The organism is Ancylobacter sp., from assembly GCF_965229075.1.
Taxonomy (GTDB): Bacteria; Pseudomonadota; Alphaproteobacteria; order Rhizobiales; family Xanthobacteraceae; genus Ancylobacter.
Genome location: NZ_CBDDIO010000002.1, coordinates 827,591 through 854,536, shown reverse-complemented (window position 1 = coordinate 854,536; position 26,946 = coordinate 827,591). Strand labels below are relative to the sequence as shown.

General features: G+C 68.5%; 24 protein-coding genes and 1 pseudogene. 12 read left to right on the top strand and 13 right to left on the bottom strand.

The features are described from left to right. Nucleotides 1-5 precede the first annotated feature (5 nt). From ACO07Z_RS10070 to ACO07Z_RS10055, 4 genes are all read right to left on the bottom strand, one after another. Nucleotides 6-311 carry a c-type cytochrome gene (locus ACO07Z_RS10070; protein WP_421698600.1) on the bottom strand — a complete coding sequence of 102 codons (306 nt, stop codon included), beginning with the start codon at nucleotides 309-311 and terminating at the stop codon, nucleotides 6-8. Beyond that, the gene (locus ACO07Z_RS10065; protein ID WP_421698599.1) at nucleotides 311-2,503 is read right to left on the bottom strand and encodes a molybdopterin cofactor-binding domain-containing protein; all 2,193 of its coding nucleotides are present in this window, start codon (nucleotides 2,501-2,503) and stop codon (nucleotides 311-313) included. Before ACO07Z_RS10065 ends, ACO07Z_RS10070 begins: the two co-directional genes overlap by 1 nt. 11 nt (nucleotides 2,504-2,514) lie before the next feature. Continuing rightward, nucleotides 2,515-2,973, bottom strand: a complete 459-nt coding sequence (locus tag ACO07Z_RS10060; protein ID WP_421698598.1) for a (2Fe-2S)-binding protein — start codon at nucleotides 2,971-2,973, stop codon at nucleotides 2,515-2,517. A 210-nt stretch (nucleotides 2,974-3,183) separates the two neighbouring features. Then, entirely contained in the window at nucleotides 3,184-4,101 is a 918-nt protein-coding gene (locus ACO07Z_RS10055; protein WP_421698596.1) for an SDR family oxidoreductase, read from the bottom strand. Nucleotides 4,102-4,188: 87 nt separating this feature from the next. Here ACO07Z_RS10055 and ACO07Z_RS10050 point away from each other — a divergent pair, with 87 nt between their 5' ends. Both ACO07Z_RS10050 and ACO07Z_RS10045 read left to right on the top strand, forming a co-directional pair. Next, a complete protein-coding gene (locus ACO07Z_RS10050; protein WP_421698595.1) occupies nucleotides 4,189-5,016 on the top strand; it encodes a helix-turn-helix transcriptional regulator in 828 nt (275 codons plus the stop codon). A gap of 80 nt (nucleotides 5,017-5,096) precedes the next feature. Next, the gene (locus ACO07Z_RS10045; RefSeq protein ID WP_421698594.1) at nucleotides 5,097-6,023 is read left to right on the top strand and encodes an AraC family transcriptional regulator; all 927 of its coding nucleotides are present in this window, start codon (nucleotides 5,097-5,099) and stop codon (nucleotides 6,021-6,023) included. On the opposite strand, the gene ACO07Z_RS10040 is transcribed toward ACO07Z_RS10045, so the two are convergent. The 3 genes from ACO07Z_RS10040 to ACO07Z_RS10030 are packed head-to-tail and all read right to left on the bottom strand — an operon-like array spanning nucleotide 5,950 to nucleotide 9,695. Beyond that, the gene (locus ACO07Z_RS10040; RefSeq protein ID WP_421698593.1) at nucleotides 5,950-6,975 is read right to left on the bottom strand and encodes an XdhC family protein; all 1,026 of its coding nucleotides are present in this window, start codon (nucleotides 6,973-6,975) and stop codon (nucleotides 5,950-5,952) included. The two genes, ACO07Z_RS10045 and ACO07Z_RS10040, sit on opposite strands and share 74 nt — an antisense overlap. Before the next feature lie 44 nt (nucleotides 6,976-7,019). Next, nucleotides 7,020-9,239: a molybdopterin cofactor-binding domain-containing protein gene (locus ACO07Z_RS10035; protein WP_421698592.1), complete on the bottom strand. Its 2,220-nt coding sequence runs from the start codon at nucleotides 9,237-9,239 to the stop codon at nucleotides 7,020-7,022. A gap of 3 nt (nucleotides 9,240-9,242) precedes the next feature. Beyond that, on the bottom strand, nucleotides 9,243-9,695 hold the full coding sequence (locus ACO07Z_RS10030; RefSeq protein WP_421698591.1) for a (2Fe-2S)-binding protein: 453 nt from the start codon (nucleotides 9,693-9,695) through the stop codon (nucleotides 9,243-9,245). 272 nt (nucleotides 9,696-9,967) lie between these two features. Here ACO07Z_RS10030 and ACO07Z_RS10025 point away from each other — a divergent pair, with 272 nt between their 5' ends. Further along, nucleotides 9,968-10,102 carry a hypothetical protein gene (locus tag ACO07Z_RS10025; RefSeq protein ID WP_421698590.1) on the top strand — a complete coding sequence of 45 codons (135 nt, stop codon included), beginning with the start codon at nucleotides 9,968-9,970 and terminating at the stop codon, nucleotides 10,100-10,102. 59 nt (nucleotides 10,103-10,161) lie between these two features. Here ACO07Z_RS10025 and ACO07Z_RS10020 read toward each other — a convergent pair whose 3' ends face one another. The 4 genes from ACO07Z_RS10020 to ACO07Z_RS10005 all read right to left on the bottom strand — a co-directional run bounded on the left by ACO07Z_RS10020 (nucleotide 10,162) and on the right by ACO07Z_RS10005 (nucleotide 13,963). Beyond that, on the bottom strand, nucleotides 10,162-11,100 hold the full coding sequence (locus tag ACO07Z_RS10020; RefSeq protein ID WP_421698589.1) for an SDR family oxidoreductase: 939 nt from the start codon (nucleotides 11,098-11,100) through the stop codon (nucleotides 10,162-10,164). Between the two features lie 176 nt (nucleotides 11,101-11,276). Beyond that, complete coding sequence (locus ACO07Z_RS10015) at nucleotides 11,277-12,137, bottom strand: DUF2306 domain-containing protein (protein WP_421698588.1); 861 nt, start codon at nucleotides 12,135-12,137, stop codon at nucleotides 11,277-11,279. Between the two features lie 71 nt (nucleotides 12,138-12,208). Further along, nucleotides 12,209-12,676 carry a DUF2147 domain-containing protein gene (locus tag ACO07Z_RS10010; protein WP_421698587.1) on the bottom strand — a complete coding sequence of 156 codons (468 nt, stop codon included), beginning with the start codon at nucleotides 12,674-12,676 and terminating at the stop codon, nucleotides 12,209-12,211. 327 nt (nucleotides 12,677-13,003) lie between these two features. After that, nucleotides 13,004-13,963: an AraC family transcriptional regulator N-terminal domain-containing protein gene (locus ACO07Z_RS10005; RefSeq protein WP_421698586.1), complete on the bottom strand. Its 960-nt coding sequence runs from the start codon at nucleotides 13,961-13,963 to the stop codon at nucleotides 13,004-13,006. Nucleotides 13,964-14,128: 165 nt separating this feature from the next. On the opposite strand from ACO07Z_RS10005, the gene ACO07Z_RS10000 reads away from it, so the two are divergent. The 3 genes from ACO07Z_RS10000 to ACO07Z_RS09990 all read left to right on the top strand — a co-directional run bounded on the left by ACO07Z_RS10000 (nucleotide 14,129) and on the right by ACO07Z_RS09990 (nucleotide 16,893). Next, nucleotides 14,129-15,448 carry an MFS transporter gene (locus tag ACO07Z_RS10000; RefSeq protein ID WP_421698585.1) on the top strand — a complete coding sequence of 440 codons (1,320 nt, stop codon included), beginning with the start codon at nucleotides 14,129-14,131 and terminating at the stop codon, nucleotides 15,446-15,448. A gap of 109 nt (nucleotides 15,449-15,557) precedes the next feature. Beyond that, nucleotides 15,558-16,199 carry a DedA family protein gene (locus ACO07Z_RS09995; RefSeq protein WP_421698584.1) on the top strand — a complete coding sequence of 214 codons (642 nt, stop codon included), beginning with the start codon at nucleotides 15,558-15,560 and terminating at the stop codon, nucleotides 16,197-16,199. 88 nt (nucleotides 16,200-16,287) lie between these two features. Next, on the top strand, nucleotides 16,288-16,893 hold the full coding sequence (locus tag ACO07Z_RS09990; RefSeq protein ID WP_421700786.1) for a class I SAM-dependent methyltransferase: 606 nt from the start codon (nucleotides 16,288-16,290) through the stop codon (nucleotides 16,891-16,893). A 195-nt stretch (nucleotides 16,894-17,088) separates the two neighbouring features. Here the strand turns inward: ACO07Z_RS09990 and ACO07Z_RS09985 are convergent, their stop codons facing one another. After that, nucleotides 17,089-17,721: a TetR/AcrR family transcriptional regulator gene (locus ACO07Z_RS09985; protein ID WP_421698583.1), complete on the bottom strand. Its 633-nt coding sequence runs from the start codon at nucleotides 17,719-17,721 to the stop codon at nucleotides 17,089-17,091. Nucleotides 17,722-17,833: 112 nt separating this feature from the next. Between ACO07Z_RS09985 and ACO07Z_RS09980 the strand changes: the two genes are divergently transcribed. The 3 genes and pseudogenes from ACO07Z_RS09980 to ACO07Z_RS09970 form a co-directional block, all read left to right on the top strand. After that, nucleotides 17,834-18,868, top strand: coding sequence for an aldo/keto reductase (locus tag ACO07Z_RS09980; RefSeq protein ID WP_421698582.1), 1,035 nt, complete (start codon nucleotides 17,834-17,836; stop codon nucleotides 18,866-18,868). 296 nt (nucleotides 18,869-19,164) lie between these two features. After that, complete coding sequence (locus ACO07Z_RS09975) at nucleotides 19,165-19,470, top strand: MarR family winged helix-turn-helix transcriptional regulator (RefSeq protein ID WP_421698581.1); 306 nt, start codon at nucleotides 19,165-19,167, stop codon at nucleotides 19,468-19,470. A 154-nt stretch (nucleotides 19,471-19,624) separates the two neighbouring features. Then, nucleotides 19,625-20,133: pseudogene (locus tag ACO07Z_RS09970) on the top strand (efflux RND transporter permease subunit); the annotation flags it as partial. A 287-nt stretch (nucleotides 20,134-20,420) separates the two neighbouring features. Here the strand turns inward: ACO07Z_RS09970 and ACO07Z_RS09965 are convergent. Next, a complete protein-coding gene (locus ACO07Z_RS09965) occupies nucleotides 20,421-21,758 on the bottom strand; it encodes an aspartate aminotransferase family protein (RefSeq protein WP_421698580.1) in 1,338 nt (445 codons plus the stop codon). 278 nt (nucleotides 21,759-22,036) lie between these two features. Here ACO07Z_RS09965 and ACO07Z_RS09960 point away from each other — a divergent pair, with 278 nt between their 5' ends. The 3 genes from ACO07Z_RS09960 (at nucleotide 22,037) to hisS (ending at nucleotide 26,873) form a co-directional block, all read left to right on the top strand. After that, nucleotides 22,037-23,929, top strand: coding sequence for a tetratricopeptide repeat protein (locus ACO07Z_RS09960; protein WP_421698579.1), 1,893 nt, complete (start codon nucleotides 22,037-22,039; stop codon nucleotides 23,927-23,929). Between the two features lie 96 nt (nucleotides 23,930-24,025). Continuing rightward, a complete protein-coding gene (locus ACO07Z_RS09955) occupies nucleotides 24,026-25,141 on the top strand; it encodes a TIGR03364 family FAD-dependent oxidoreductase (protein ID WP_421698578.1) in 1,116 nt (371 codons plus the stop codon). Between the two features lie 124 nt (nucleotides 25,142-25,265). Next, a complete protein-coding gene (hisS, locus tag ACO07Z_RS09950) occupies nucleotides 25,266-26,873 on the top strand; it encodes a histidine--tRNA ligase (RefSeq protein ID WP_421700785.1) in 1,608 nt (535 codons plus the stop codon). Nucleotides 26,874-26,946: the final 73 nt, after the last annotated feature.

The following is a 26,946-nucleotide window of genomic DNA, read 5'->3' as shown; positions in this document are numbered from 1 at the left end:
CGCGTCTACGGCTGGGCGGGTGCGTTGCCGCCGGCGGCGAAATAGTCGGCAATGGCCCGTATTTCCTCATCGGTGAAGCCCTTGGCGATGCGCGTCATCACGGTTGAACGGCGCTCGCCCGAGCGGAAGGCCGCCATGTCCGTCACGATCTTGTCGGCGGGCTGCCCGTTCAGGCTCGGCACCGGCCCGCTGGTCGCCGTGCGCGGATGGCAGCCGGAGCAGGAGGCCGCCCCGCGCGGTGGCGCAGCGTCTGCCGGCACGGCTGACGTCAACAGTCCTAGCGCCGGCAGCATGAGAGAGAGCAGACGCATCAGGCAAGCTCGTGGTTCTTCAAGGGCATGGTGCGGTAGCGCTTGCCGGTGGCGGCGAACAGCGCGTTGAGCACCGCCGGCGCGGCGACGGCGATGGTCGGCTCCCCCACCCCGCCCCAGAACCCGCCAGAGGGCAGCATGATGGTTTCCACGTCAGGCATCTCAGCCATGCGCAGCACCTCGTAGGTGTCGAAGTTCTCCTCCTGCATCCGGCCGTCGGCCAGCGTGCATTCGCCATAGAGGCAGGCGGAGAGGCCGTAGACGAAGGAACCCTCGACCTGCCGCTCGACCTGCGCCGGATTGACCACATGGCCGGGATCAGTGGCGGCGACGATGCGGTGGATCTTCAGCTCGCCATTCTCCACCGAGACCTCGGCGGCGGCGGCGACATAGGAACCGAAGCCCATGATCTGGCCAAGGCCGCGATGGCGCCCCGGCGCTGGCGGCGTGTCCCAGCCGATGCCGTTCGCCGCCGCTTCCAGCACGGCGAGGTGCTTCGGGTGGTTCGCCATCAGCTTGCGGCGGAAGGCGAGCGGCTCAGTGCCGGCGGCATGGGCCAGCTCGTCGATGAAGCATTCGACATAGATGGCGTTCTGGTTGAGGTTCACCCCGCGCCAGAAGCCGGGCGGCACCGGCGGGTTGCGCATGGCGTGGTCGATCAACAGGTTCGGCACGGTATAGGCGAGGTGGCCCTCCGGCAGGCTTGCCGTCAGCCCCTGGAACACCACGGGGTCCATGCCGCCCTGCATGCCTTCCGGCCGAACCGCGGCGAGGATGGACTGGCCGGAAATGCGCAGATGCAGCGCCGTGAGGTTGCCGTCCGCGTCCAGCGCGCCGGTGAGCTTGGCCTGGGTCGTGGGGTGATAGGCCCCGTGCAGCATGTCCTCCTCGCGGCTCCACAACAGCTTGACCGGGATGCCCGGCATCTGCTTGGCGATGCTGACCGACTGGCGGACATAATCCTGGAAATTGCCACGCCGGCCGAAGCCGCCGCCGAGATGGATCTTGTAGACTTCGCACTGGCCGACCGGCAGGCCGGCGGCCTCGGCGGCGGCAGCGAGGCTGGCTTCGCCATTCTGGGTCGGCACCCACACCTCGCATGTCTCCGCCGTCCAGCGCGCGGTGGCGTTCATCGGCTCCATGGTGGCGTGGTTCTGGTAGGGAAAGGCGTAGGTGGCGGTGATCACCTTGCCGCCCGCGGCCGCGATACGGGCGATCTCCGCCTTGGCGTCACCCTGGCGGTTGCCGACGAAGGCCTCCTCCGCCTCCAGCCCCTCCGCCAGCATCGCGCTTATGTCGGCGCTGGAGAGATCCTTGTTGGGGCCGTCATTCCAGGTGACGGGCAAAGCGTCGAGCGCGGTCTTGGCCCGCCACCAGGTGTCGGCGACGACGGCGACGGAGCGGTCATCGACCCGTACCACCTTCTTCACGCCGGGCATGCCGGCGACGGCATTGGCCTCGAAGCTCGCCAGCGTACCGCCAAAGACCGGGCAGGCCTTGATGGCGGCGTTGAGCATGCCGGGCAGCTTGAGATCGGCGCCATAGACCTGCCGGCCGGTGAGCTTGTCCACCGTATCAAGGCGCGGCAGCGGCTTGCCGGCGATCTTCCAGTCCTTTGGGTCCTTGAGCGTGATCTCGGCCGGAGGCGTCAGGCGGCCAGCCGCTTCCGCCACCTCGCCATAGCGCAGCGTGCGCCCGGAGGCGGTGTGGGTTATGACGCTGCTGGCGGCCGTGCATTCGCTCGCTGGCACGCCCCAGCGCTCCGCGGCGGCGGCGACCAGCATCTGCCGAGCGGCGGCACCGCCCTTGCGGACATAATCGTGGGAATCGCGGATGCCGCGCGAGCCGCCGGTGGAATAGCTGCCCCAGACGCGGTCGCGCTTCAGGTTCTCGCCCGGCGTCGGATATTCGGTCGTGACCTTCGACCAGTCGCCTTCCAGTTCCTCGACGACGAGCTGGGCGAGGCCGGTAAGCGTGCCCTGGCCCATTTCCGAGCGGGCGATGCGGATGACGATGGTGTCGTCCGGCTTCACCACCACCCAGGCATTGATCTCCGGCGGCAGGGTCGCCGCCGCCTCCTGCGCCGAGGCCGACGCCAGGAAGGGCACATGGAAGCCGAGCGACAGGCCGCCGATGCTGGCGGCGGAACCGACGATGAAATTGCGGCGCGAGACCGACTGGACAATGCTCATGGCGCTCTCCCTCAGCCGGCCTTGCCGTCGGCGGCCATGTGGATGGCGGCGCGGACGCGGTTATAGGTGCCGCAGCGGCAGATATTGGTGATCTCGGCGTTGATGTCGTCGTCGGTCGGGGACGGGTTGGTCTCCAAAAGGCTCGCCACCGCCATGATCATGCCCGTCTGGCAATAGCCGCACTGGGGAACGTCGAGCGCCAGCCAGGCCTTCTGCACGGGGTGCGAGCCGTCGGGCGACAGGCCCTCGATGGTGACGATCTTCTGGTCCGCCTCGATAGCCGAGACCGGCATCACGCAGGAACGCGTCGCCACGCCGTCAATGTGAACCGTGCAGGCGCCGCACTGGGCGATGCCGCAGCCGAACTTGGTGCCGGTCAGGCCTACCTGCTCGCGCAGGACCCAGAGAAGCGGCGTGTCGGGCTCGACCTCGACCGTGTGCGTCTGCCCGTTGACGGTGAGCTGGACCATGGTGGCCTCCCGGCTGGAGAAACGGAGACTGCCGAATGGGCCGGAAAGCGAAGGGCTTCCGGCGACGGGGCGGCAGGATTTGGTCGGCCGGGAAAAGCTAGGCGCGGGCTGTCGCAGAAGCGTGCCGCCCACGCTGCCGATTGTCGCGAGGTGTCGCAACGGTAGCTGCTGATAAGAATTGATACAAACTGCGGCGGGGCGCCGCCGGCGCTAGAGACCGGCCGGGACCGGATCGGCGGCGACGTAACCGGCGTGGCGGATGTCGTCCAGCAGGCCCGGACCGGTGGGCCTCCATCCCAGGCGTTCCTGCGTCCACACGCTGGACACCGGCTGATGCATTGAGGCGAAGCCGAGGAACCAGCCGAAATGCGCGCGCGCCTCCTCCCCCGTGAGCGAGACGCAGGGCAGGTCCAGCCCGTCCGCGATGGCGCGGGCGATCTCGCGGAACGCGATGCCCGCCTCGGCCGCGGCATGGAACGTCTCCGCGCCCGGCCCCTGTTCGATGGCGAGGCGGAAGGCACGGGCCGCGTCGCTGACATGCACGGCGGGCCAGACATTGTCGCCCTCGCCGACATAGGCGGAACGGCCCTGGCGCCGCGCCATGTCGATCAGCATCGGCACGAAGCCGTGGTCGCCGCGCCCGTGTACGGAGGGCGGAAGGCGCATGATCGTTGTGGGGATGCCGCGCGCGGTGAGCGCCCGCGCCGCGCTGTCGGAGGCGCGTGGATAGGCGTCGGTGGGCTGCGGGGCGATGACGTCTTCGGTCACCGGCTCGCCCGGTATGCCCAGCCCGGCGAGACCGGCGGTGACGATGAACGGCTTCTGTGTGCCGGCGATCGCCGCCCCTATCGTCTCGATGGCCGCGCGGTCGATGGCGCAGGAATGCGCGAAGCGGGCGAAATCGTGGACGAAGCCCGTATGAATGACGGCGTCGCACCGCTCCGCCCCCTCGCGCAGGGTCTCCGGCGCTTCGAGGTCGCCGCGCAACACCTGCGCGCCCCTGCGGACGAGTTGATACGCTCCGCGTTGCGAGCGCGCGAGGCCCAGAACGCGATGTCCGTTTGCGATGAGTTCGGCGGTTACGGCGGAGCCGACAAAACCTGTCGCGCCGGTCACAAATACTTGCATCACACGTCTCCTTCTTGTCGAGGAGAAGAATAGGCGTCACACTGTATCAAGTTAAAGTAGTGATTTTATAGGGGTATAATGACTACCATGCTGCAGGATGCCGGTGACATGCACCGGCTCGGCGCGTATCTCCGGGATCGCCGCCAGCGGCTCGACGCGGCCGCGCTGGGTTTCGGCGGCCGCCGCCGCACGCCGGGCCTGCGCCGCGAGGAAGTCGCGCAGCGGGCCCATATCAGCACCACCTGGTACACCTGGCTGGAGCAGGGCAGGGGCGGCGCCCCTTCGCCGCGCGTGCTCGACAGCCTCGCCCGCGCGCTGCTGCTGACCGAGGCGGAGCGCGAGCATCTGTACCTCGTGGGCATCGGCCATCGCCCCAAGGCGGGTGCCCCCGCGCAGGAGGGCATTTCCGGGCGGCTGCAGCGCTTTCTCGATGCCTTGCCGATGATCCCGGCCACCGTCGCCACCGCGACATGGGACATCATCGGCTGGAACCGCGCGGCACGCCTGGCTCTCGCCGATTACCAGGCGATGGCGCCCGAGGCGCGCAACATCCTGCGGCGTATGTTCCTCGATCCGGCCACGCGCGCCGCCCAGAGCGACTGGGAGGCGGTCGCACGGTTCCTGGTGGCGACGTTTCGGGCGGAGACCGTCCGCGCCGGCGCGGATGCACGAGCGTCCGAACTCGTCGCCGAACTGTCCGCGCGCAGCGCCGATTTCGCCCGCCTGTGGAGCGAGAACGACGTGCGGACGACGGGCGAAGGCGCGAAGACCATTCGTCACGCGAGGGTGGGCGAGATCACCTTCGAGTTCTCCTCCTTTGCCATCGACGGCCGGCCGGACCTTAGGCTGATGGCCTATGTACCGGCGACGGCCGGCGACCTCGATAAGATGAGCCGGCTATGTACCGAGGCGTAGGCGGGTCAGAATCCGCCACGGGCAAGGGCCTAAAGGTTGTTTCTCGGCATATTGTCAACGCTGTCGAACCCCGGAGCGACATGGACCCGCTTTCCGACGTGCTCTCCCTGCTGAAGCCGCATGCCTATGTTTCCTCCGGTTTCGAGGCCGGCGGCGACTGGGCGGTTCAGTTCGGCAACCAGGGTGCGCTTATCAAATGCTACGCCGTCGTCTCCGGTGGCGGCTGGCTTGCCGTCGACGGGGTGGATGAGCCGGTGCGGCTGGAGGCCGGCGAGTGTTTCGTGCTGCCGAGCGGCCGTGCCTTCCGCATGGGTAGCGACCTGAGCCTGCCTGCTACGCAGGCCGGCCAGATTTTTCCGCCGGCGCGGCGGGGCGGTGCGGTACGGTTGAATGGCGGCGGCGCATTCGCCCTCGTCGGCAGCCGCTTCGGTGTCGGCGGCCACCATGCCGACATGCTGCTGGGGCTGCTGCCGCCGATCGTCCATATCACCGGGCAGGCGGGGCAGGCGGCGCTGCGCTGGTCGGTCGAACAGATGATGAAGGAACTGCGCGAGCGCCAGGCCGGCAACGCGCTGGTGCTGCAGCATCTCGCGCATTTCATGCTGGTGCAGGCGCTGCGCGTCCACCTGGAATCCGGCAGTGGCGTCGGCTGGCTGGCCGCGCTGGCCGACCGGCAGCTGGGCGCAGCGATCCGGGCGGTGCACGCCGAGCCCGCCCATGGCTGGACCCTGCAATTGCTGGCGGAGCAGGCCGGCATGTCGCGCTCGACCTTCGCGCTGCGCTTCCGCGAGGCGGTGGGCGAGCCGCCGATGCAGTACGTCGCCCGCTGGCGGATGCTGCTGGCCTGCGACCGGCTGGAGAATGGCGGCGAGCCGGTGGGGACGGTGGCCCTGGCGGTGGGTTACGAATCGGAAAGCGCGTTCAGCGCGGCATTCAAGCGGATGATGGGCTGTTCGCCCCGCCATTACGGGCGAACGTCACCGGCCGCCGCGAGAGCGGCGCAATAGCGCGCTCAGCCGGTGCACGCGCCAGCGAGACCAGCGACGGGAAGCACCGCTGCTCGGTTTCGATGATTTCCGCAAGGATCGAGGCCGCGACGGCATAGGCATGCTTCGCGCCGTGGAACAGGCCGGCTGGCCCGCGGATGCGCGCCACCGCCGCCGCGCCGAATCCGGCGGCGAGCAGGCGCTGGCGGCGGGAGGCGTGCACCAGCCGGCTGCCCTGCGCGCCGATGTAGAAGGCTTCGCTCGCCAATGCCGCCGCGAGGAACTCCTGTTCCCAGTCGTGATCGTGGAACATCAGCACGAAGGCGGTGCGGGCGTCGGCGGAGAATGCGGTGGCATGGCCGCTGCCGTGGATGGGGCGGGCGACAAGCCCCTCCCGCGCGCAGGCGGCGCGTGTCGGCTCGTCGGGCGAGAGAAGTTCGGTGGCGAAGCCGCTTGTCCTGCCCAGCAGCATGAGTTGCACCGCCGCCGCCCCCACCCCGGCGATCAGCAGCCGCAGTCGGGGCCGGTAATGGCGCATCAGCACCCGGCCGGTTTCGTCGGCTGGCCCGATCTCGGCCGTGCTCTCGCGGCGGGCGCGGTACTGATGGTCGGTCGCCTCCAGTCCGGCGATCGTCGCGGTCACGTCGAAATGGAGCTCGATCGCGCTGCCGCAGGGCAGCTGGATGTCGAGAAAGCGGGAGCCCTTGCCATAGCGGACAAGGCGGTTGGCGCCTGCCTTCATCGCCTCCTGGGCCTCCGCCACCACCGCGCGTTCGAGACAGCCGCCGGAGAGGTAACCGACGCTTTCGCCGCTCGCGGTGACCGCCATCTGGGCACCGAGCGGGCGCGGCGAGGTGCCGTCGATGGAGAACAGCGTCACCAGCGCAATTCTTTCGCCCTGCCGCAAGCGGGCAAGGGCGAAGTCGATCACATAGTCGTCGAACGGGTCCCAGCTGGCGTCGAGCCTCTGCATGCCTTGTTTCCTTGATCGGTGAGAGCCCCCCAGCCCCCCGGCGCTCACTCTGCGAGCGCCGCCTTTACCCGTTCCGGCAGGAAGGGGTAGTGGCGCAGCCGCACGCCGCCGGTGAGGCGGGCCACGGCATTGGCGATGGCCGCCCCTACGGGCGGCAGGCCGATCTCGCCGATGCCGGCCGGCTTGTTCTCGGGCGTCGGCATCACCTCGACATGGATGCGCGGCATCTCCGACAGGCGCAGGAGGCGGTAGGTGTCGAAGTTGGTCTCCTGCACCTCCCCCGCCACGATGTTGATCTGCTCATAGAGCGCGTGGCTCACGCCGAACACGATGGCCCCGGTCAGCTGCGCCTCGATGTTGCGCGGCTGGATGGCGACCCCGGGATCGACGACGCACCACACCTCGTGCAGCCGGATTTCGCCGCTGGCGCGGTCGAGGGAGACCTCGGCCACCTGGGCGCAATGCCCGCCAAAGGCGTCGGTATAGGCGAGCCCCAGCGCACGGCCCTCGCGCGGGCGCTCCCATTCGGCCTTGGCCGCGACCGCCTCGATCACCCGGCGCGCGCGCGGCTGGCCGCCGAGCAGTTCCAGCCGAAGCGCGAGCGGATCGTCCCCCCTCGCGGTGGCCACCTCGTCAATCATGCATTCGACGCCGAAAGTATTCTGGCCATAGCCGACGGCGCGCCAGAACCCGACATCGCGCCCGCTGTCCTGCCGGATGTATTCCACCAGATGGGCGGGGACGCGGTAGTTGAAGATCGTTCCGTCGGTGACCACCGTATCGAGCCCGCCATCGCCCTTGAACATTTCCGGCAGGGTGCGGGCGAAGATGGAATCGGCGACGACGCGGTGGCGCCAGCCGACGATGGTGCCGGCGCTGTCGAGACCAACCTCGACATGCTGGGCGGCCAGCGGACGGTACTTGCCGTGCTGCACATCGTCCTCGCGGCTCCAGACCACTTTCACCGGACGACCCTCGACCTCGCGGGCGAGCAGTACCGCGTCGTTGATGAAGTCGGCCTCGGCCTTGCGGCCGAAGCCGCCTCCGAGAAGCGTGGTATGGACCGTCACCTTGTCGGGCGTGGTGCCCGCGGCGGCGGCGGCAAAACCCTGTGTCCCCGTGGGTCCCTGCGTCGGCGCCCACACCTCGACCCGGTCGCCGATTACAAGCGCCGTCGCGTTCATCGGCTCCATCGGCGCGTGATAGACGAGATCGGTCACATAGTCCGCGGCGACGACCCGCGCGGCGCCGGCGATGGCGGCGCGGGCGTCGCCTTCGGCGCGGGCGGGCACGCCTTCCTGGGCGAGATCGCGGCCGATGTCACGATAGGCGTCCGCCAGCGCGGCGCTGTCATAGGCGCGCACCCGCGAGGACGTGCTCCAGGTGACAAGGAGCGCCTCCTTGGCCCGCCGCACCGCATCGGTGCTCTCGCCGATGATGCCGACACCATAGGAGAGCGGCACGATGCGGGTGATGCCCTTCACCGCCTTCGCGGCCGTGTCGTCGATGCGCTCCGGCCGCTCGCCGGGCACCGGCGGGCGCAGGACGGCGCCATGGAGCATGTCCGGCAGATCGACATCGATGCCGAACCGCGCGGTGCCATTGACCTTGGAGGGTACGTCGACCCGGTCGACCTCGCGGCGGCCGATATAGCGCCATTGGTCGGCCGGCTTCAGGTCCGCCTCGCTCGCCTGCGGCAGCGGGTCGGGCAGCACGCCAAACGCGGCGATCTCGCCATAGGAGAGCGTGCGACGGCTGCCAGCATGCACGACGCGGCCGGGCTCGGTCACGAGTTCGCCCACCGGCACGCCGAGCCGCTGGGCGGCGAGGGCGAGGAGAACCTTGCGGGTCTGCGCGCCGGCAAGGCGCAGCAACTGGTAATAGCCCCGCACCGTTTCGCTGCCGCCGGTTAGCTGAATGCCATAAAATCCGGGATTGCCGTACCTTTCGGCATCCGACGGCGCCTGCACGACGCGGACCTTGTCCCAGTCGGCATCCATGTCCTCGGCGATCAGCAGGGGCAGGGCCGTCTTAACCCCTTGTCCCATTTCGGCGGCGGGAGAGACGAGGGTTACGGTTCCATCGGCGTGGATGGTCACCCAGGCATTGGGCGTCAGCCCGCTGGGTGCGACCTCGGCATCGGTCGCGCCGTGCGCGGACTGGACGAGGCCCCCAAGGCTTACGGCGATGCCGGCCCCGCCGAGCGTGACGAGAAAGCTGCGGCGGGACAGGGCGGTGGTGTGGGACATGTGGCGGGCCGTCATGGCTCAGCCCTCCTGCGCCGCACGCTCGATGGCGCTTAGGATGCGGTCATACGTGCCGCAGCGGCACAAATTGCCGTCCATATGCGCAACGATCTCCTCGCGGCTGGGGCGCGGATTGCTTGCCAGCAGCCCGGCCGCCTGCATGATCTGGCCGGACTGGCAATAGCCGCATTGCGGCGCCTGCTCGGCGATCCAAGCCTTTTGGAGGGGATGGCTGGAATCCGGCGAGAGGCCCTCGATCGTCGTCACCTGCCGCCCGGCGACGGAGTTGAGCGGGGTCTGGCAGGCGCGCACCGGCTCGCCGTCGAGATGGACGGTACAGGCCCCGCACAGGGCGACACCGCAGCCATATTTGGTGCCGGTGAGCTTGAGCTCATCGCGGATAATCCAGAGAAGCGGCGTGTCGGGTTCGGCGGCGACCTGGACGGCGCGCCCATTGATGGTGAAGGCGGTCATGACGGCATCTCCCTTTCCCGGTCAAAGGTTTTCGACAGATGATGCCCGCGGCGCCGTTCGACCCCGGCGCCGACCCTACGGTGACACAGTCTTTCCCGAGACAAACGAGGCTCCCGGCTGTGTCAAGCTCGCACCCGAAACGTAACGACGGTGTGATGCATCATCTATTTCGAGGATAGGAGGCCGCGGCACTCCTCACTATGCTGAAGCGTCCGTCATTTCTGCGCGATCGTGCGAAGCGTGTTCTTCCATGCCTCTAGGGGAGAGCGCCGATGTCCCTCCGCAAATTCGAGGGTGGAGGTGGCAAGGTCGGTGCCGACGATCGCCTTCGGGCCGTCGATCACGCGATGGCGGCGGATGTCAGCGCGGTGAAGGGGCGACCCAGATCATTCATGATCACGCTGTAAACCGGAGATAACCTGATGTCGCACCTCTGGGGAAGGCGAGGGTCGCCCGCCCCGGCGCGTCACGCGGCATTTGCGGCGGCGTGCTCGAACGTCACCCGCGCCATCGTCTGGGACACATCCCACAGGCGCGCCGCGACGGCCGCGTCCAGCGCCCGCGGCGGCGCAGGTTCCTCCGTGGGATGGCCCCGCGTTCCTGCCAGGCGGTCCGGTCCATAATGGGCGCCGTCGCGGGCCGCCGGATCGGTGGCGGCGAACAGAGTGGGGAGGGCGCCCTGCGCGGCGGGCTGGAACGTCAGCCGAAGGAGGCGGCGCAGGAGATAGACGGTGCGGGTCGGGCCCCCGGGGCTGTTGTAGAGCAGATTGGTGCGCGAAAGGCCGGGATGCGCCGCCAGGCTCTCGACGCCCCATCCCGCCGCGCGACTGCGCCGGCTCAGCTCGAAGGCGAAGACGAGGCAGGCCAGCTTCGACTGGGCGTAGACATGAAAGGCGCGATAGCTGCGCTCGGCCTGAAGGTCGTCGAAATCAATGGCCCCCCGCCGCGCCGCGATGCTGCCCACGGTGACGACGCGGGGCTGACGCCCCTTCTTCAGCAGCGGCATCAGCTGCGCGGTGAGCGCGAAATGGCCGAGATAGTTGGTGCCGAACTGCAGTTCGAAGCCATCCCGCGTTTCACGGCGCTGCGGCGGGGTCATTACGCCGGCATTGTTGACCAGAAGGTCGAGGCTCTCCTGCTCCGCGGCGAGGCGCGCGGCGAAGGTGGCGACCGAGGCAAGGCTGGCGAGGTCAACCTCGCCGAACCGCACCTGCGCGCCGGGGACCGCCTGCCGGATCGCGGCCACCGCAGCCGCGCCACTGGCCGGATTACGCCCGGCGATCAGCACGCTGGCGTCGGCGCGGGCCAAGGCGAGGGCGGTTTCATAGCCGAGGCCGCCTGTGCCGGTGACGAGGGCCGTGCGGCCGTGCTGGGCGGGAATGTCCCGGGTGGTCCATCGTTTCATGGTGGTTCCTTGCTGGTTGGGAAGGGCATGGCGGCGTTGCGGTTCGGACGGCATCGCCCGGCCCAAGAGTGCCCACAGCGGGGCGAACCGCCATGCCGGAAGGCGCAGAAAATATGCCTATTCCTCCAATCCCGAGCGGAGGAGGAGGTGCGCAGCGATAGCGCCGCGGAGGCGGGTCAGGCGAGGGCGCCGAGTATCCTCGGTCCCCAGGCGCGCGCTGTGAAGGTCACCGTCATCGCCGCAATCAGCGCGGTTGCCAGCAGCAGCACGGCGATGGCCGTCAGATTGGCCGGCGCGCCGCGCGGACCCGCGCCTGTCCGGATGGCGATCTCGGCGACGACGAGATTGGGGAGGTAGAAGAAGAACACCATGACCGCATCGAACCAGCCGGAGAAATTCGCCGCGCGGCCCAGGCTGCCGAACAGCAGGAACCAGAGTCCGTATTCCATGCGATAGAGCCACGAGCCGATTGTCAGCGCGAACAGGCGGATCGCCCAGGCGCGGTGATGGTCGATGCGCCGCGCCCGTGCGTGGCGGTAAGCCATCGCCGCACACAGCACCATGAGACCCCCATAGAGGCCGAAGCCGGCATCCATCAGCGGCCCGCCGATCGTGCCTCGCGTGAGGATGAAGCCGAGACCCCCCAGCCCCGCCGCACCGGCGGAGAGAAGGTAGAGCCGGCCGAGCCAGCGGTGCAGCCCGGGTGCGGCGCGCCGTACAGGGTGGATGAGCTGGATCGGCCCGAGAAGCAGCAGCACCCCGCCGGCGAAGAAATGGGCGCCGATGGCGAGGGTCGCCAGCGGCGCGCCGGCTTCGTAAAGGCCCGGCAAGGCCTGGTTCCAGCGCGTGCCGATGCCGCCGGCGAGCGCGCCGCCAAAAAAGATGACGATATACGCGGCGAAGATGATCCCGCTGAGCCAGCTTACGGCGATCAGGGCCAAACAGCTCCAGCGCCGCATCGTGTCGAGACGATCGTGCGGCGGCGCCGGGGCGCGGATCGACGCGACGGCGGGCAGGTTGGAATGAGCTGCCATCATGGACCCCCTTGTTCAAGAGCGGAGGCAGGGGCGAGGCCCTGCCGGCGGCGCTGGGCCTCATCGGGCGAGCGTCACGGCACCCGGCGGAACGTGATGGTCTGTCCGAGCAGCGGTGCGCCCATATAGGCGCGCACCTGCATCGTCTCGCCGACCAGTTCGGCCTGGACCGACATGGTCCGGCCGGTCAGGCCGCTGTAGAAATTGCCGCCTTCCCACCGGCGATCCTGCGCGTCCCAGGTGAGATTTGTGACGAAGACGATGCCTTCCAGCGAACGGCCGCGCAGGGCCGGATCGGGATTGAGCGTGTCCTTCTTGAAGGTGGTGCCGTCCGCCTCCATCAGCTGCCGGCCATAGAGCATGCGGGCGGCGTAGCTGCCGCCGGCGTCGAACATCTCCAGCTTGATGGCGCCGTTTTCGGCTTCCCAGACCCCGATGATCTGCTCCGGCGCGGCGGCTTGCGCGGCCGCTTCGACGGTGGTGAGCGCGAGGGCAGCGGCGGCGGCCGCGGCCAACAGGCGTGCCTTGACGGCATTGGACATTGGCTGTCTCCTGGAAAGAGGGGGCGCAGGCGACGATCTGCATCGAGTTGTCGCCATGGGGCGGGCCGGCCCGGCCGCGCTGCGCGTGTGCCCCGTTGCGCCGCGCCCTCAGGCGCGGGAGGTCATCGGCGACGGGCGGCCATCGAGGCGGGACGCTACCTCCCGGCCGCGCGGCGATGAATGCCGGAACGCGCAAAAAATCTGCCCGATCCTCCACGCGCCTCGAATCGCGAGGCACACCTCGGCGTCGCTATGGACAAAAAAGCCCCGCCGCTAGCCGCTGGTGGCTGACGACGGGGCGCGCTTGACGCCGGGACGGGACGGTCTTCAGGCGGAAGGGGCGGTCGGGCCCATCGGGGATACGGGGCTCGTTGGCATGTCGCGGCCTGTGAGAGAGCGATACAGGCGGTGCTGGTTCAGCACATCCCGTTTGGGAGCGACGCCGAACATGCGGGAATATTCGCGGCTGAACTGCGAGGCACTCTCATAGCCCACCGTGTAGGAGGCGGCCGCCACGCTGGCGGCATTCGCCACCATCAGCCGCCGCGCTTCCAGCAGGCGCAGCTGCTTCTGGTACTGCAGCGGCGTCATCGAGGTCAGCGCCTTGAAGTGCTGGTGAAACGAGGACGGACTCATATTGACCGCCTCGGCGAGCTGCTCGACTCGCATCGGCTGGGCGATTTTTTCGCGCAGCAGATAGATGGCCTTGGCGACGCGCTCGGTGTTCGAGGCGGGCAGCGACAGCTTGCAGATTTCCGCGCCGTGCGGGCCGCTCAGGAGCCAGTAGCAGATGTCATGCATGACCGAGGGGTAGAGGATCGGGACGGCCTTCGGGTTGTCGGCCAGCCGCACCAGTCGCTGGATGCACTCGGCGAGCGGTTCGTCGATCTGCGCCACGAAGGCGCATGGGGTGCTGGTGGCGGGCGGCGCGGGACGTTCGTCCATCCGCTCGACCATGTCGCGGATGATCGCGACATCGAGATCGACGGTCACCCCGACGAAGGGTTCGGTCTCGCTGGCCTTGACGATCCGGCCCGTACCGGGGAGCGCGATGCTCACGACCAGGCATTCCATGACGCCATAGTCCAGCGTCTCGCCGCCGAAGAGGATCTGCTTGCCGCCCTGTAGCACGATGCAGAGCGAGGGCTGGTAGATCTTGCGGTGAGGCATCACCTCCTGGAAGGAACGGATGACGTTGAACTCGGGCATGGCGGTGGGGAACAGACCCTGTCCGCCACCTTTGCTCTCGATATACTCGGTGACGGTCTCAAAAAGCGATGATGGCACACACGCCTCCGGTTCGCTGCCCGATCCGCCGCGCCTGCCGCTCTCGCCCGATGGGCCAGAGGAGCCTGCAGGAATAGGCAAGTTTATTGAGAGTTCGGGCATTCTGATCATTGGTTGCTCCTTTTAGCCTATAGCTGCGACGATAAGCTAAGGAGCCTGCCCAGAATGACGGAAACGGCCGCGAGATCAATAGATGGACTAAAGGATATCCCTCATCCATCGGCTGCATCTGGTAGCGAATACGTGAGGGGATGGCAGGTCTATGCTATACTTTTGACACTTTTCCTCGTGAGTGCGATTTCGCAGGCGGACCGCATCCTACCCTTCATTATGGTGGAGGCGATCAAGGGCGAGCTTTCGTTAAGTGACACGCAGGTGGGGCTGCTCACCGGGGTGCCCTTCGCGATCTGCTACACCCTGCTCTCCCTGCCGCTGGGCCGGGCCGCCGATCGCGGCTCGCCGCGCCTCGTCCTGGTGTTCTGCATCTTTGCCTGGAGCGCGATGACGGCGCTGGGCGGCGTGGCTGCGAGTTTCCTCGTTCTGGCCCTGACGCGCTTCGGCGTGGCCTCGGGCGAGGCCGGCGCCTTTCCGGCGGGCCATGCCATCATCGCCCGCAAGATAAGGCCGGAGCGGCGGGGGCTGGCGATCGGTCTTTTCGCCATGGGGCTGCCTCTGGGCTCGATGGTGGGTTTCGCCGCCGGCGGCGCCATTGCCGACCAGTTCGGATGGCGCGCGGTGCTGGTCGGCGCCGGGGCGATCGGCGGGGCGATCGGACTGCTGGTTCTCCTCGTCATCGGCCCGACGCCGCCGCTTCGGGCGACCACCGCTACCGGCGACTCGTTCCTGCGCTCCTGCGCGCGGCTGCTGGCGGGACCCGCCTTCCGCTGGCTGTTCGTCGGCGCCATCGCGGTCGGCTTCGCCTCGGCGCCGTTCTACGCCTTTGCCGGCCCGTTCCTCATCCGCATCCACGGTTTCACCGCCGGCGAGGCGGGCCTTGCCTTCGGGCTGCTGCAGGGACTGATGGGTATTCTCGGCGCGGTGATCGGCGGGCGCATGTTCGACCGGGGGGTTCAGTCCGGCACCGGCAAGGTGCTCGGCCCGCCGGCCTATCTGTTCCTCCTCGCCAGCATCACCACCGCCGCCGCGCTGTTCGTGCCGGCCGGCTGGGCGGCGGTCGCCCTGCTGGTGCCGGGCATGCTGTCCTTCGCCTTCATGCTGCCCTTCGCCTTCGGCGCCGCCCATCTCGTCGCCGGAAAGGGCCGGGAGGCGCAGGCCACCAGCATCGTCATGGTCGGCTCCGGCCTCATGGGGCCGGCGCTGGGACCGCTGATCGTCGGCCTCGTCAGCGATGCGGTGAGCGCGGCGCAGATTCCCAACGGCGTCGCGCTCGGCCTGCTCGTCGTCCCGGTGGCGAGCGTCGCCACCGCCCTCGCGATGCTGGTTGCCGACCGGCGCATCGCGGCGGCTGCCGCCGCCCGCCGCTGAGGCTCCAGCCCGCTGTCGACCATCCGGCCGCGTTCCCCCGCGCAGGCCACGACCCGGCGCGCCGGCTCCCCGTGCGTTGCCGCTCCCCCTCGGACAGAAAGTACCCCCGATGGATTTCGACCCGATAAGTACCGTCATGGTGTGGATATGCTTTTTCGGCCTGCCTGGGCTCTTTGCCGTCGCCCTCGCGGAGCGTTTCGTACCGATCCTCCCCTCCTACGGCCTGCTGCTCACGGTCGGTATCGCGGCCCAGGAGGGCGCCTGGTCGCTTGCCGGAGCGCTTGTGACGACGAGCGCGGGCGGTCTGATCGGCTGCGCCGCGTGCTTTCACGCCGTCCGGGCGTTGGGCGAGGCGCGCTCGCGGCGGCTTGTCTTCCGCGCCGGCCGGCTCTTCGGCATGTCGAGGGAGCGCACCGCGGGCCAGATCGCCGCCTTCCGCCGCAATCAGTTGGTGCTGGCCTTCTCGCTGCAGCTGCTGCCGACCATCCGGCTGTTCGCCCCGGCCTTTGCCGGGCTGCTGCGCGGTCCTTCACGCGGCTTCCTCATTGCCTCCGCCGCAGGCATCGCGGTCTGGAACGGCGTGTTCGTCACCGCCGGATACGCGGCCGCTCACTCCATCGACACGGTCAATGCAACAGTGCTGGCGCTGGGTGTGCTCGGCGGCGTACTCGCCCTTGAAGCCGTCCTGATCGGGGTCGGCCGCGCTCTTCGCACCCGCCGTGCGCGCGATGTCGCGCTGCGCCGGTGCTGACGGCCGCCCCCTTGCCGCGTGTTCGCGCCGCCGCCTACGCCACCATCGCCCCCCTGGAACCGGAACATCCGCAATGTCCTCTCAGTGCATGGCCGAAACGCTCGGCTTCTTTCAGGCATGGCTACGCAGCCCGCTGCGCGTCGCCGCCATCGCTCCTTCGGGCCGTGCGCTCGCCCGCCTCATCACCCGCGACATCTCGGCCGACACCGGGCCGGTGATCGAGCTCGGCCCGGGCACCGGCGTGTTCACCCGGGCGCTGATCGCGCGCGGGGTGCGGCCGGCGGATCTCGCCTTGATCGAGTTCGGTTCGGAATTCGCCATCGCGCTGCAGGCCCGCTACCCCGCCGCCCGCACCTTGTGGATGGATGCCGCGCGGCTCGACACGGTCGAACTGTTCGGCGGCGCGCCGGCGGGCGCCGTGGTCAGCGGCCTGCCGCTGCTGTCTATCCCTCCGCGCAAGGTGAGGGCGATCCTCATGGGCGCCTTCGGCAAGATGCGGCCGGACGGCGCCTTCTACCAGTTCACCTATGGCCCGCGCTGCCCGGTGCCGTCCCCGCTGCTGGCGTCTCTGGGGCTGGAGGCCGAGCGCATCGGCGGCACGCTGGCCAACCTGCCGCCCGCTGCCGTCTACCGCATCCGCCGGACCGCCGGGCACGAGGCGCATCGGGAACCGGGCAGCGGCGGCGACCTGTGAGCGTCGCGGAAGCCGAACGCCAGAGCATGTCCGGTGCAAGCCGGTTCGCCGGACATGTTCCAGGTTTCTGTTTTTACGCATTCTCTTCGCGCGAACCGGAACCCAAAGGCGATGGCACCTATCTGCAGCGGGGTCATAGGCTCGGCGATGCACGCGGCATCGGCGGCACTTCGGACTTCCAGCGGGATGCCGACATCAGCCGTCTGTCGTGGCGGCATGCGCGGCCGCGTGGGCCCTGAAGCGCAGACCGTCGATCAGAAGCGCGACCATCCGGCGCGCCTCGGCGACGTCGCCTTGGCTCGCGGGCGCCGCCAGCCGCATGGAAGCGAGCAGCACCTCACGGGCGTCGATATCGGAACAGATATCGCCGGCCACCGCTGCGGCGTCGAGCAGGGCCCGCAGCGCGGGGGTGAGCTGGCCCACAACATAGTCGGGAAGCGATTGATAGGCGGCGTCGCCCGAGTGGAGCGCCGGTCCGAGGCCGCGCTTGGTGCCGGCGAGATCGACGAGACGCTGGACCCACGCGGCGAGCGCCTCCCCCGGCGGAAGGCTTGCGCCCAGGACAGCGGCCGCCTCGACGCACGCATCGACTTCGCGCCGGATGATCTCCCTGATGAGTTCCGAGCGCTGCGGAAAATGTCGATACAGCGTCCCTACCCCGACACCGGCCTCGGAGGCGATCGTGCGCATCGGCGCATCCACGCCGAAACGCTCGAAAACCGTCAGCGCGGCGCGAAGCAGGGCATCGACGTTTCGGCGCGCATCCGCCCGCAGGGGCCGGCCGGGCTCGACCGGCGCTCGCGACACACTGTCTTCGGTGGGGTCCAACCGTCTCACTCCTTGATAAGTGGAACAACGTTCCGTATAAACGGACGCTGGTTCCACTTTTAAGCTAGGCCGCTTTCGGCGCGGCTGCCAGATTTTTTGAACGGAGACGATCATGCAGTACCGTCCGCTCGGCCGGACCGGCATCAGGGTCAGTTCCTACTGCCTCGGGACTATGATGTTCGGAAAACTGGCCAATGCCGACCACGAGGCTTGCGCCCGCATCGTCCACAAGGCCCTCGACTTCGGTATCAACGTCGTCGACACCGCCGACGCCTACAGCCGGGGCGAGTCCGAAATCATCGTCGGCAAGGCGCTGAAGGGGCGGAGAAACGATGTCGTGCTCGCCACGAAGGCGGCTCTTCCCATGGGCGACGATCCGAACCAGCGGGGGAATTCCCGCCGCTGGATCACGCGTGCCGTCGAAGGGTCGCTGCAGCGTCTGCAGACCGACCATATCGACCTCTACCAGATCCACCGGCTGTCGCCGGACGCGGACATCGAGGAGACGCTGTCGGCGCTCACCGACCTGATGCGGGCGGGCAAGATCCGCGCCTTCGGCGCCTCCACCGTGCCCGCATCCGACATTGTGGAGGCGCAGTGGACCGCCGAGCGGCGCGGGCTGGCCCGCTTCCGTACCGAGCAGCCGCCTTATTCGATCCTCAACCGCTCCATAGAGCGCGAGGTGCTTCCGGCCTGCCAGCGCTATGGCATGGGCGTGATGGCCTGGAGCCCGTTGGCCAAGGGCATGCTCACCGGCAAGTATCGCAGGGGCGAGCCGCCGCCGGACTCGCTGCGGGTGAAGTTTTTCCCGAAGGCCATGTCCGACGCCGCAAGCCTGAGCGCGGTCGAGGCATTGATCGAGCTGGCGGAAGACGCAGGCATCTCGCTGATGCATATGGCGCTTGCCTTCGTCCTGTCGCATCCGGCCCTCTCCGCAGCGATCATCGGTCCCCGGACGCTTGAGCAGCTCGACGGCCTGCTGGCGGGCGCGGATGTTGTACTTTCCGACGACATTCTGGACAGGATCGACGAGATCGTGCCGCCCGGATGTGACGTGGCGCCGCTCGAAGGGGCGGCCTATCTGCCCCCGGCGATGACGCATAGCCCGCTGCGCCGCCTGCCAATCGGCGAGCGGGCCGCAGCCTGATGCGAGCGCTCGGCTAGAGCACGTACCGATCTGATTGCATCGCAATCAGATCGGTAAAGCGTTCTCTATCGTCGACGGCCGATCCACAAATCGGGGTTTGGGTGGATCACGCATAGTGCACCCCTTGATGACGCTGGAAACCACGAGGGCCACCGCGCTAGACCCGTCGCCATGACCATCCCCACCGATGATGAACTCGCCACGTTGGCGACGCTTTCGATACCTTCGCACGCCGGTGCAAGCTGGCCGACGCGCTGGGGGCGGAAAAGCCGCTGAACGAGCTGGACAACTAGAAGTTGCTCTGCATCGCGGAGCGCCCGGGATGCGGACCGAGCGATGTTGCGCGCTTTCTGGGTGTCGCAAACACGACGATTTCCTCGACGACGGACCGGCTTGCCAAACGGGGGTTCCTGGAACGGCACCGCGCCGAAGAGGATCGATGGGCGGTGGCGCTGATACTCACCGACACCGGGGACGCACGCGCCAAAGCCTATGTCGCCGGCCACCGCGAGCTCTACCGCCGGATGCTGGCGCCCTTCTCGCCCGCCGAGTGGACGAGCTTCATCACACTTATTACGAAAATCGTATATCACGAAAATTGAATAATCCGAACGCCGCCATACCCCCCGCCATGATGGATTGCTCGCGTGCATGATGGCGATAGGAGGAAGAGGATGGCGTTCAGGATCAACGGCGCCGAAATCGCGGTGCCGGACGACGCGCGGGTTTTCCTGCTCGACCTGCTGCGGGAGCCGGATGGAGCAGATCGCCGGCGAACAGCTGCCGGAAGGCTACGGTTTCAAGTGGACCGAACTTGCGTTGCAGGAGCGGCTCGCCGGGAGTTCCGGGCCGATTGTCTTCGCCGCGTCGATCGTGTTCGTGTTCCTGCTGCTCGCCGCGCAGTATGAAAGCTGGACGCTGCCGCTCGCCGTCATGCTGATCGTGCCGATGTGCCTGCTGTCGTGGAGTTCGCCCGTCAGCGCGAGGATGACGGCACGTTCCCGGCCGAGGCCGCCGCCGAGGCGGCCCGCGTGCGGCTGCGCCCGATCATCATGACATCCCTGGCCTTCATCCTCGGGGCGCTGCCGCTGGTCCTCGCCGAGGGCGCCGGCGCCGAACTCCGGCAGGTGCTCGGAATCTCGGTGTTCGCCGGCATGCTCGGCGTCACCTGCTTCGGCCTTATCCTCACCCCACCCTTCTATGCGATGAGCCGGCGCATTGGGCTTCGCCGGGCGGAAGCCCGCAGGGAACTTCCCGCCGAATGAAGCGATAACCGATCCCGGCGAGATTTGGCCTCAGATTGACAGCCGCCTTGGCGCCGGCAGATTTCGCGTCGATTGGCGCTGGGCCGGCGGCCATGTCATTCGGTGTTCGGATCCGGGAAGTTCAGATCTGGCCAGGCACCTCAGGACGACGTTGTTTGGGAGGAACAGGGCGCCAGATACGTTCATGGCCGGGCGTGACCCGGCCATGCAGGCTTTTCAACGGTGCAAGGCGGGAGCGCTGGATCCCCGGGACAGGCCCGGGGATGAGGGCGGCTCGCCCGTCCGGCTCAGAAAATCCGGTCGAGCGTGCGGCCGATCTTCTCGACGATCTCGCCCATCTGGCTCTCGCTGACGATGAGTGGCGGGCTGACGGCGAAGGTGTCGCCGGCGGTGCGCACCAGCATGCCCTCGTCATGGAACAGCCGTTCCATGCCCTCATAGGCGCGGCGGCCGACACCGTCCTCGCGCGAGGCGAAGTCGATGGCGCCGACGAAGCCGATGGTGCGGATGTCGAGCACGCCGGGCTTGGAGCGCAGCGAGTGGAACGCGTCCGCCCACACCGGCTCCAGCGCCCGCACCCGCTCGAACAGGCCTTCCTCGCGGTAGAGGTCCAGCGTCGCCAGCGAGGCGGCGCAGGCCAGCGGATGGGCCGAATAGGTGTAGCCGTGGAACAGGTCGATGACCGGCGCGTCGCTCTTCACGAAGGCGTCGTAAATGTGCTTGCGCACCAGCACGCCGCCCATCGGCACCGCGCCGGAGGTGACGCCCTTGGCGAAGGTGATCATGTCGGGCACCACGCCGTAGCGCTCGGCGGCGAAGGCATAGCCGAGGCGGCCGAAGCCGGTGATGACCTCGTCGAAGATCAGCAGGATGCCGTATTTGTCGCAGATCTCGCGCAGGCGCTTGAGATAGCCGACCGGCGGGGGAAGGGCGCCGGTGGAGCCGGCCATCGGTTCGACGATGACGGCGGCGATGGTGGAAGCGTCGTGCAGGGCGACGATGTTCTCCAGCGCGTCGGCGCGCTCGGCGCCCCACTCCGGCTCGCCCTTGGAGAAGGCCTGCTTCTCGCGGTTATAGGTGTGCGGCAGATGGTCGACGCCCGGCAGCAGCGAGCCGAACATCTTGCGGTTCGGCGACATGCCGCCGACCGAGATGCCGCCGAAGCCGACACCGTGATAGCCGCGCTCGCGGCCGATGAGGCGGGTGCGCGTCGCGTTGCCCGTGGTGGCGTGGTAGGCGAGCGCGATCTTCAGCGCGCTGTCGCCGGCCTCGGAGCCGGAATTGCACAGGAACACATGGTCGAGATCGCCCGGCGCCAGCGCGGCGATGCGGGCGGAGACAGCGAAAGCCTTGGGGTGGCCGTACTGGAAGGGCGGGGCGAAATCCATCTCCGCCGCCTGGTTCTGGATCGCCTCGACGATGGGATCGCGGTTGTGGCCGGCATTGGCGCACCACAGACCGGCGGTAGCATCCAGCACGCCGCGCCCTTCCGGCGTGTAATAGTGCATGTCCTTGGCGCGGGACAGCAGCCGCGGCTTCGCCTTGAACGCCCGGTTGGGCGTGAAGGGCATGAAGAACGCCTCAAGGTCGTTCGGGCTGGCAATGGCGGACGAAGAGGAGGGCATGGAAAACTCCGTCAGGGGACGACGATCAGGGCAGGCCGCGCTTTTTTATTCATGTATAATATCTATGCAGGATCTGCTCACGAGAAATAATCATGATGTGATCACTTTCCTTTCTGCCGCCCGCGGGACCTTGACCCCGCCGCCTCATCGCGGCCATCAAGGCGCGGCAGAGGGAAAGTGGTCACGTTGCGTCATGCGGTGCGCCACACACTTTCCGTGGAGCGTTTCGGCCGTTGCGGGAGGGGGGACCCCGGAGCGGCGCAGGATAGGACGTTGCAGTGCCGGAGAGCACGACACTCGACACGCCTGACGCCGGCGCCGCCACCCCGGAAGCGGTGCGGCACGCGCTGGCGCTCGTGCTCGGCTCCGAGGAGCTGCGCTCCTCGCCGCAGCTCGGCAACATCCTGCGTTTCGTCGTCGAAGCCACATTGGAGGGGCGGCGCGAGGCGATCAAGGGCTACACCATCGCCGTCGAGGCGCTGGGCCGCGACGCCTCCTTCGACCCGCAGGCCGACCCGATCGTGCGGGTGGAAGCGACACGGCTGCGCCGGGCGCTGGAGCGCTATTATGCCGGGGCCGGGGCGGGCGACGAGATCGAAATCGCCATTCCGCGCGGCAGCTATGTGCCGCAATTCCTGCCGCGCCTCGCGGCCGGGGAGGGCGAGGACGAGGCCTTCGTCGAGGGCGACGCCGAGGCCGGCACCCCCGCAAACGCCGCCGCCGGCGCCCCCCAGCCCGACGCATCGACGCCCGCGCCCGCCGCCCTGCCGCCGCCGGCCCGGCCGCGCCTCGGCCGCGTCCTTGCGCTGGCCCTGCTGCTGCTGGCCTGCGGCGTCGTCGTGGCCGGCCTCGCCACCGGCAGCCATGACCCGCTTGGCTTGCGCAGCCTGCTCGCCGGTTCCACCTGGCAACCGCTGGAGCGCACCAATCGGCTCGGCATCCCGATGATCGAGGTGCGGGCCTTCGAGACCACGGGCGGCGCGGCCAAGGCGCCCGGTGCCGCCAGCAGCGGCGATTTCACCGCCGAGGGGATCGAGGTGCGGGTGCGCGACGCGCTGGCCCGGTTCGACCTGCTCGACGTGCTGGCGAGCCCGGATGCGCGGCCGGCGCTGCGCTGTTCCGGCGAGGGCGCGGCCGCCAGCTCCGCCTTCGCGCTGGGCGGGCTGGTGGAGAACCATGACGACGGCACGCTCTCCGTGCTGCTGCGGCTATCCGACCTGTGCGACGGCACCATCGTCTGGTCGCGCGAGTTCGACAGCCTGAAGCGCGGCGGCGACGCCACGGCGCTGGAAATCGGCCTGGTGCGCGACATCATGGCGGCGATCGCCGAGCCCTATGGCGTCATCCAGGCGCGGGCGCGGGCGCGCGTCACCGCCGCCGGCGGCCCGGCGCTGGCGGGGCCTTATGGCTGCGTGCTCATGGCCTATTCCTATTGGCGCTCCTATCTCCCGGCCGAGCATGAGGCGGCGCAGGCGTGCCTGGAAAAGGCGGTGGCGGACGACCGCACCTTCGCCCTCGGCTATGCGCTGCTGGCCGAACTCTCGCTCGACGAAATCCGCGCCGGCGCCCCGATGCGTGCCGCCACCCCGACGCTCAACCGCGCCCTCGCCGCCGCCGAGCAGGCGGTGGAACTGGCGCCCACCAGCGCCTTCGCCCGCCGCGTGCTGATGGATGTGCATTTCTTCCGGGGCGAACGCGCGGCGACGCTGGCGGCCGGCACCGCCGCGCTGGAGCTGAACCCCTATGATGTCGACATCATCGCCGATTTCGGCGGCCGGCTGATCGCGCTGGGGGAAACCGCGCGGGGCGAGACGATGCTGGCGCAGGCCGCGCAGGCGGCGCCGGGCATGCCGCCCTGGGTGGAATATCACCGCGTCATCGCCGCCTATGTCCGGGGCGACGCGGTGGCGGCAATGGCGGCGGCGGATCATCTCATGGGCGAGGGCTACGCGCCGGGGCTGCTGGCACGGGCGCTGGCCAGCCATCTCGCCGGCGAGGATGAGGAGGCGCGGGCCGATCTGTCCAAGCTCGTCGCGCTTGCCCCCGCTTGGGGCAGCGACCCCGACACCATGATCGCCCGCTTCTTCCCCGATGCCGGCGTCGCCCGCAAGGTGCGGGCCGATCTCGCCGATCTCGGGCTGAAGCGGTCAAGTTCCGCCGCCGCCAACTGATAGCCCCGCCTGCGTACAGCAACGCATGGCAGGACGGGCCGGGAGGGGCTATAGGCTTGGTCCGCCCGGATCATCCCTTCCACGCGGACCCCTCTCATGTCGGACAGTTTCGATCTCGCCATTGTCGGTGCGGGCGTCGTCGGCCTCGGCCATGCCCTCGCCGCCCACCGTCGCGGGCTGAAGACGGTCGTTATCGACCGCGACGCGCAGGCCAATGGCGCCTCGGTGCGCAATTTCGGCTTCGTCACCGTCACCGGCCAGCAGCGCGGCGAATGCTGGCGCCGCGCCATGCGCTCGCGCGACATCTGGGCCGAGGTGGCGCCGAAGGCCGGCATCGCGGTGGAGCATCGCGGCCTGCTGGTCGCCGTGCGCCGGCCGGAGGCGATGCCGGTGCTGGAAGCCTTCCGCGCCACCGAGATGGGCGAGGGCTGCGAGCTGCTGACCCCCGAGGCGGCGCGCGAACGGCTGCCCGCGCTCACCGGCCCGCTTTCCGGCGGGCTGTGGAGCCCGCACGACATGCGGGTGGAATCGCGCGACGCCATTCCCCGTCTCGCCGCCTGGCTGGCACGCGAGGGCGTGGAATTCCGCCGCGAAAGCGCGGTGACGGCGGTGGAGCCGGGCCGCGTCGTCACCTCCTCCGGCACGATTTCGGCCGCGCGCATCGTGGTGGCGCCGGGCGACGATTTCCACACGCTGTTCGAGGACCGTTTCAAAGCCTATGGCGTCACCCGCTGCAAGCTGCACATGCTGCGCGTGACCGACCCCGCGCTCGGCCGGCTGCCGGGCTCTGTCATGACCGACCTCTCGCTCGGGCGTTATCTCGGCTATGCCGAACTGCCCGAGGCGGAGGCGCTGAAGCGCGTGCTGCAGGCCGAGCAGGCCGAGCATCTGAAACACGGGGTGCATCTCATCGTGGTGCAGTCGGCCGACGGGTCGCTCGTGGTCGGCGACAGCCATCACTACGCCGCGACGCCGGACCCCTTCGCCCCGGATTTCGTCGATGAGCTGATCCTCGACGAGTATGCCGCCCTGTTCGGCCGCCGGCCTGCCGTCACCGAGCGCTGGATCGGCACCTATGCCTCCGCTGCCGACCGGCTCGCTTTCATCGACCGCCCGCACGACCATATCCGCCTCGTGGTGGTGACCAGCGGCACCGGCGCCTCCACCGGCTTCGCCATTGCCGAGGAAGCGGTGGCGGAGCTGTTCGACTGAAGCGTCGGCATTGGCGCCAGGCCATTGCCGCCAAGCCATTGCCGCCAAGCCATTGCCGCCAAGCCATTGCCGCACGTCGCCCCATCCTCTAAACCCGCGCCGTACTTCGAGAAGGACGGCGCCCATGGCCAAGGACAAACCCACCAAGCTTCGCGCCCGCATGCCGCGCGGCTTCGCCGATCGCGGCCCGGCGGAGCTGGCCCCGACGCGGGCGATGCTGGAGACCATCCGGCGGGTCTATGAGCTCTATGGCTTCGAGGCGCTGGAAACCCCCTTTATCGAATATACCGACGCGCTGGGGAAGTTCCTGCCGGACCAGGACCGGCCGAATGAGGGCGTGTTCTCCTTCCAGGACGATGATGAGCAGTGGCTGTCGCTGCGCTACGACCTCACCGCCCCGCTCGCCCGCCATGTGGCGGAGAATTTCGACAAGCTGCCGAAACCCTTCCGCAGCTACCGCGCCGGCTGGGTGTTTCGCAACGAGAAGCCCGGCCCCGGCCGCTTCCGCCAGTTCATGCAGTTCGACGCCGACACGGTGGGCGCGCCGACGGTCGCGGCGGATGCCGAGATCTGCATGATGATGGCGGACACGCTGGAAGCGCTGGGGCTGGGCGGCAAGTTCGTCATCAAGGTGAACAACCGCAAGGTGCTGGACGGCGTGCTGGACGGTATTGGTCTCGGGGGCGACGATAAGCTTCCGCAGCGGCTGATTGTATTACGCACTATCGATAAGCTGGATAAAGTGGGCTTTACGGGCGTTCGAGAACTCTTAGGAGAAGGTCGCTGGGAGAACCCGCAGACTAAGAGCGGGGATTTCACTAAAGGCGCGGAGCTCGATGAAGAATCAATCGATAAGTTGGTTCAATTTCTCTCCGCAGGATTCCCTCTAAAGGAAGTCATTGATGCGGAAGGCAATGTGCTTAACGAGGGCAATCTCGAATTTGATCCAAGTGGTTTGGAAGGTGTAAAGATCGGTCCCGCTAATTGGGCCACCGTCGCCAGTCTAAGGCCGTTGTTTGATAACGAGGTTTATCAAAGCGGCCTCGATGAGCTGGCAGATATCTCTCGCTTGACGAGAGATTGTGGATATCAGTGGACCGAGATCAGGGTCGACCCCTCCGTCGTGCGCGGCCTCGAATATTACACCGGCCCGGTCTTCGAGGCCGAGCTGACTTTCGAGGTGAAGGACGAGAAGGGTCGCCCGGTGCGCTTCGGCTCGGTCGGTGGCGGCGGGCGCTATGACGGGCTGGTCGGCCGGTTCCGCGGCGAAGCTGTGCCGGCGACGGGTTTCTCCATCGGCGTCTCCCGCCTCGCCTCGGCGCTGTCTTATCTCAAGACCGACGCCGCGCCGGAATTCGGCCCGGTCGTGGTGGTGGTGATGGATCGCGACCAGACCGCGCATTACATGGGCCTTGTCGCCACGCTGCGCCAAGCCGGCATCCGCGCCGAAATGTATCTCGGCAACCCGAAGAATCTCGGCAACCAGTTCAAGTACGCCGACCGCCGCAACTCGCCTTGCGTCGTCATCCAGGGTTCGGACGAGCGCGCGGCGGGTCAGGTGCAGATCAAGGATTTGATCGAAGGCGCCAAGGCCGCCGCCGCCATCACCGACAATGCCGAGTGGCGCAGCACCCGCCCGGCGCAGTTCGCCTGCGGTGAGGCCGAGCTGGTGGAGAAGGTGCGCGAGCTGCTCGACCATCACGGCGTGCCGCACGGGGCGGCGCTGGGTTGAGGCGGCGGCCTGCGTGCGTCAACGCCCGGCTGTGCCGGGCGCCGCAGCATGACGGGCGCGCGGACGGGCCGTC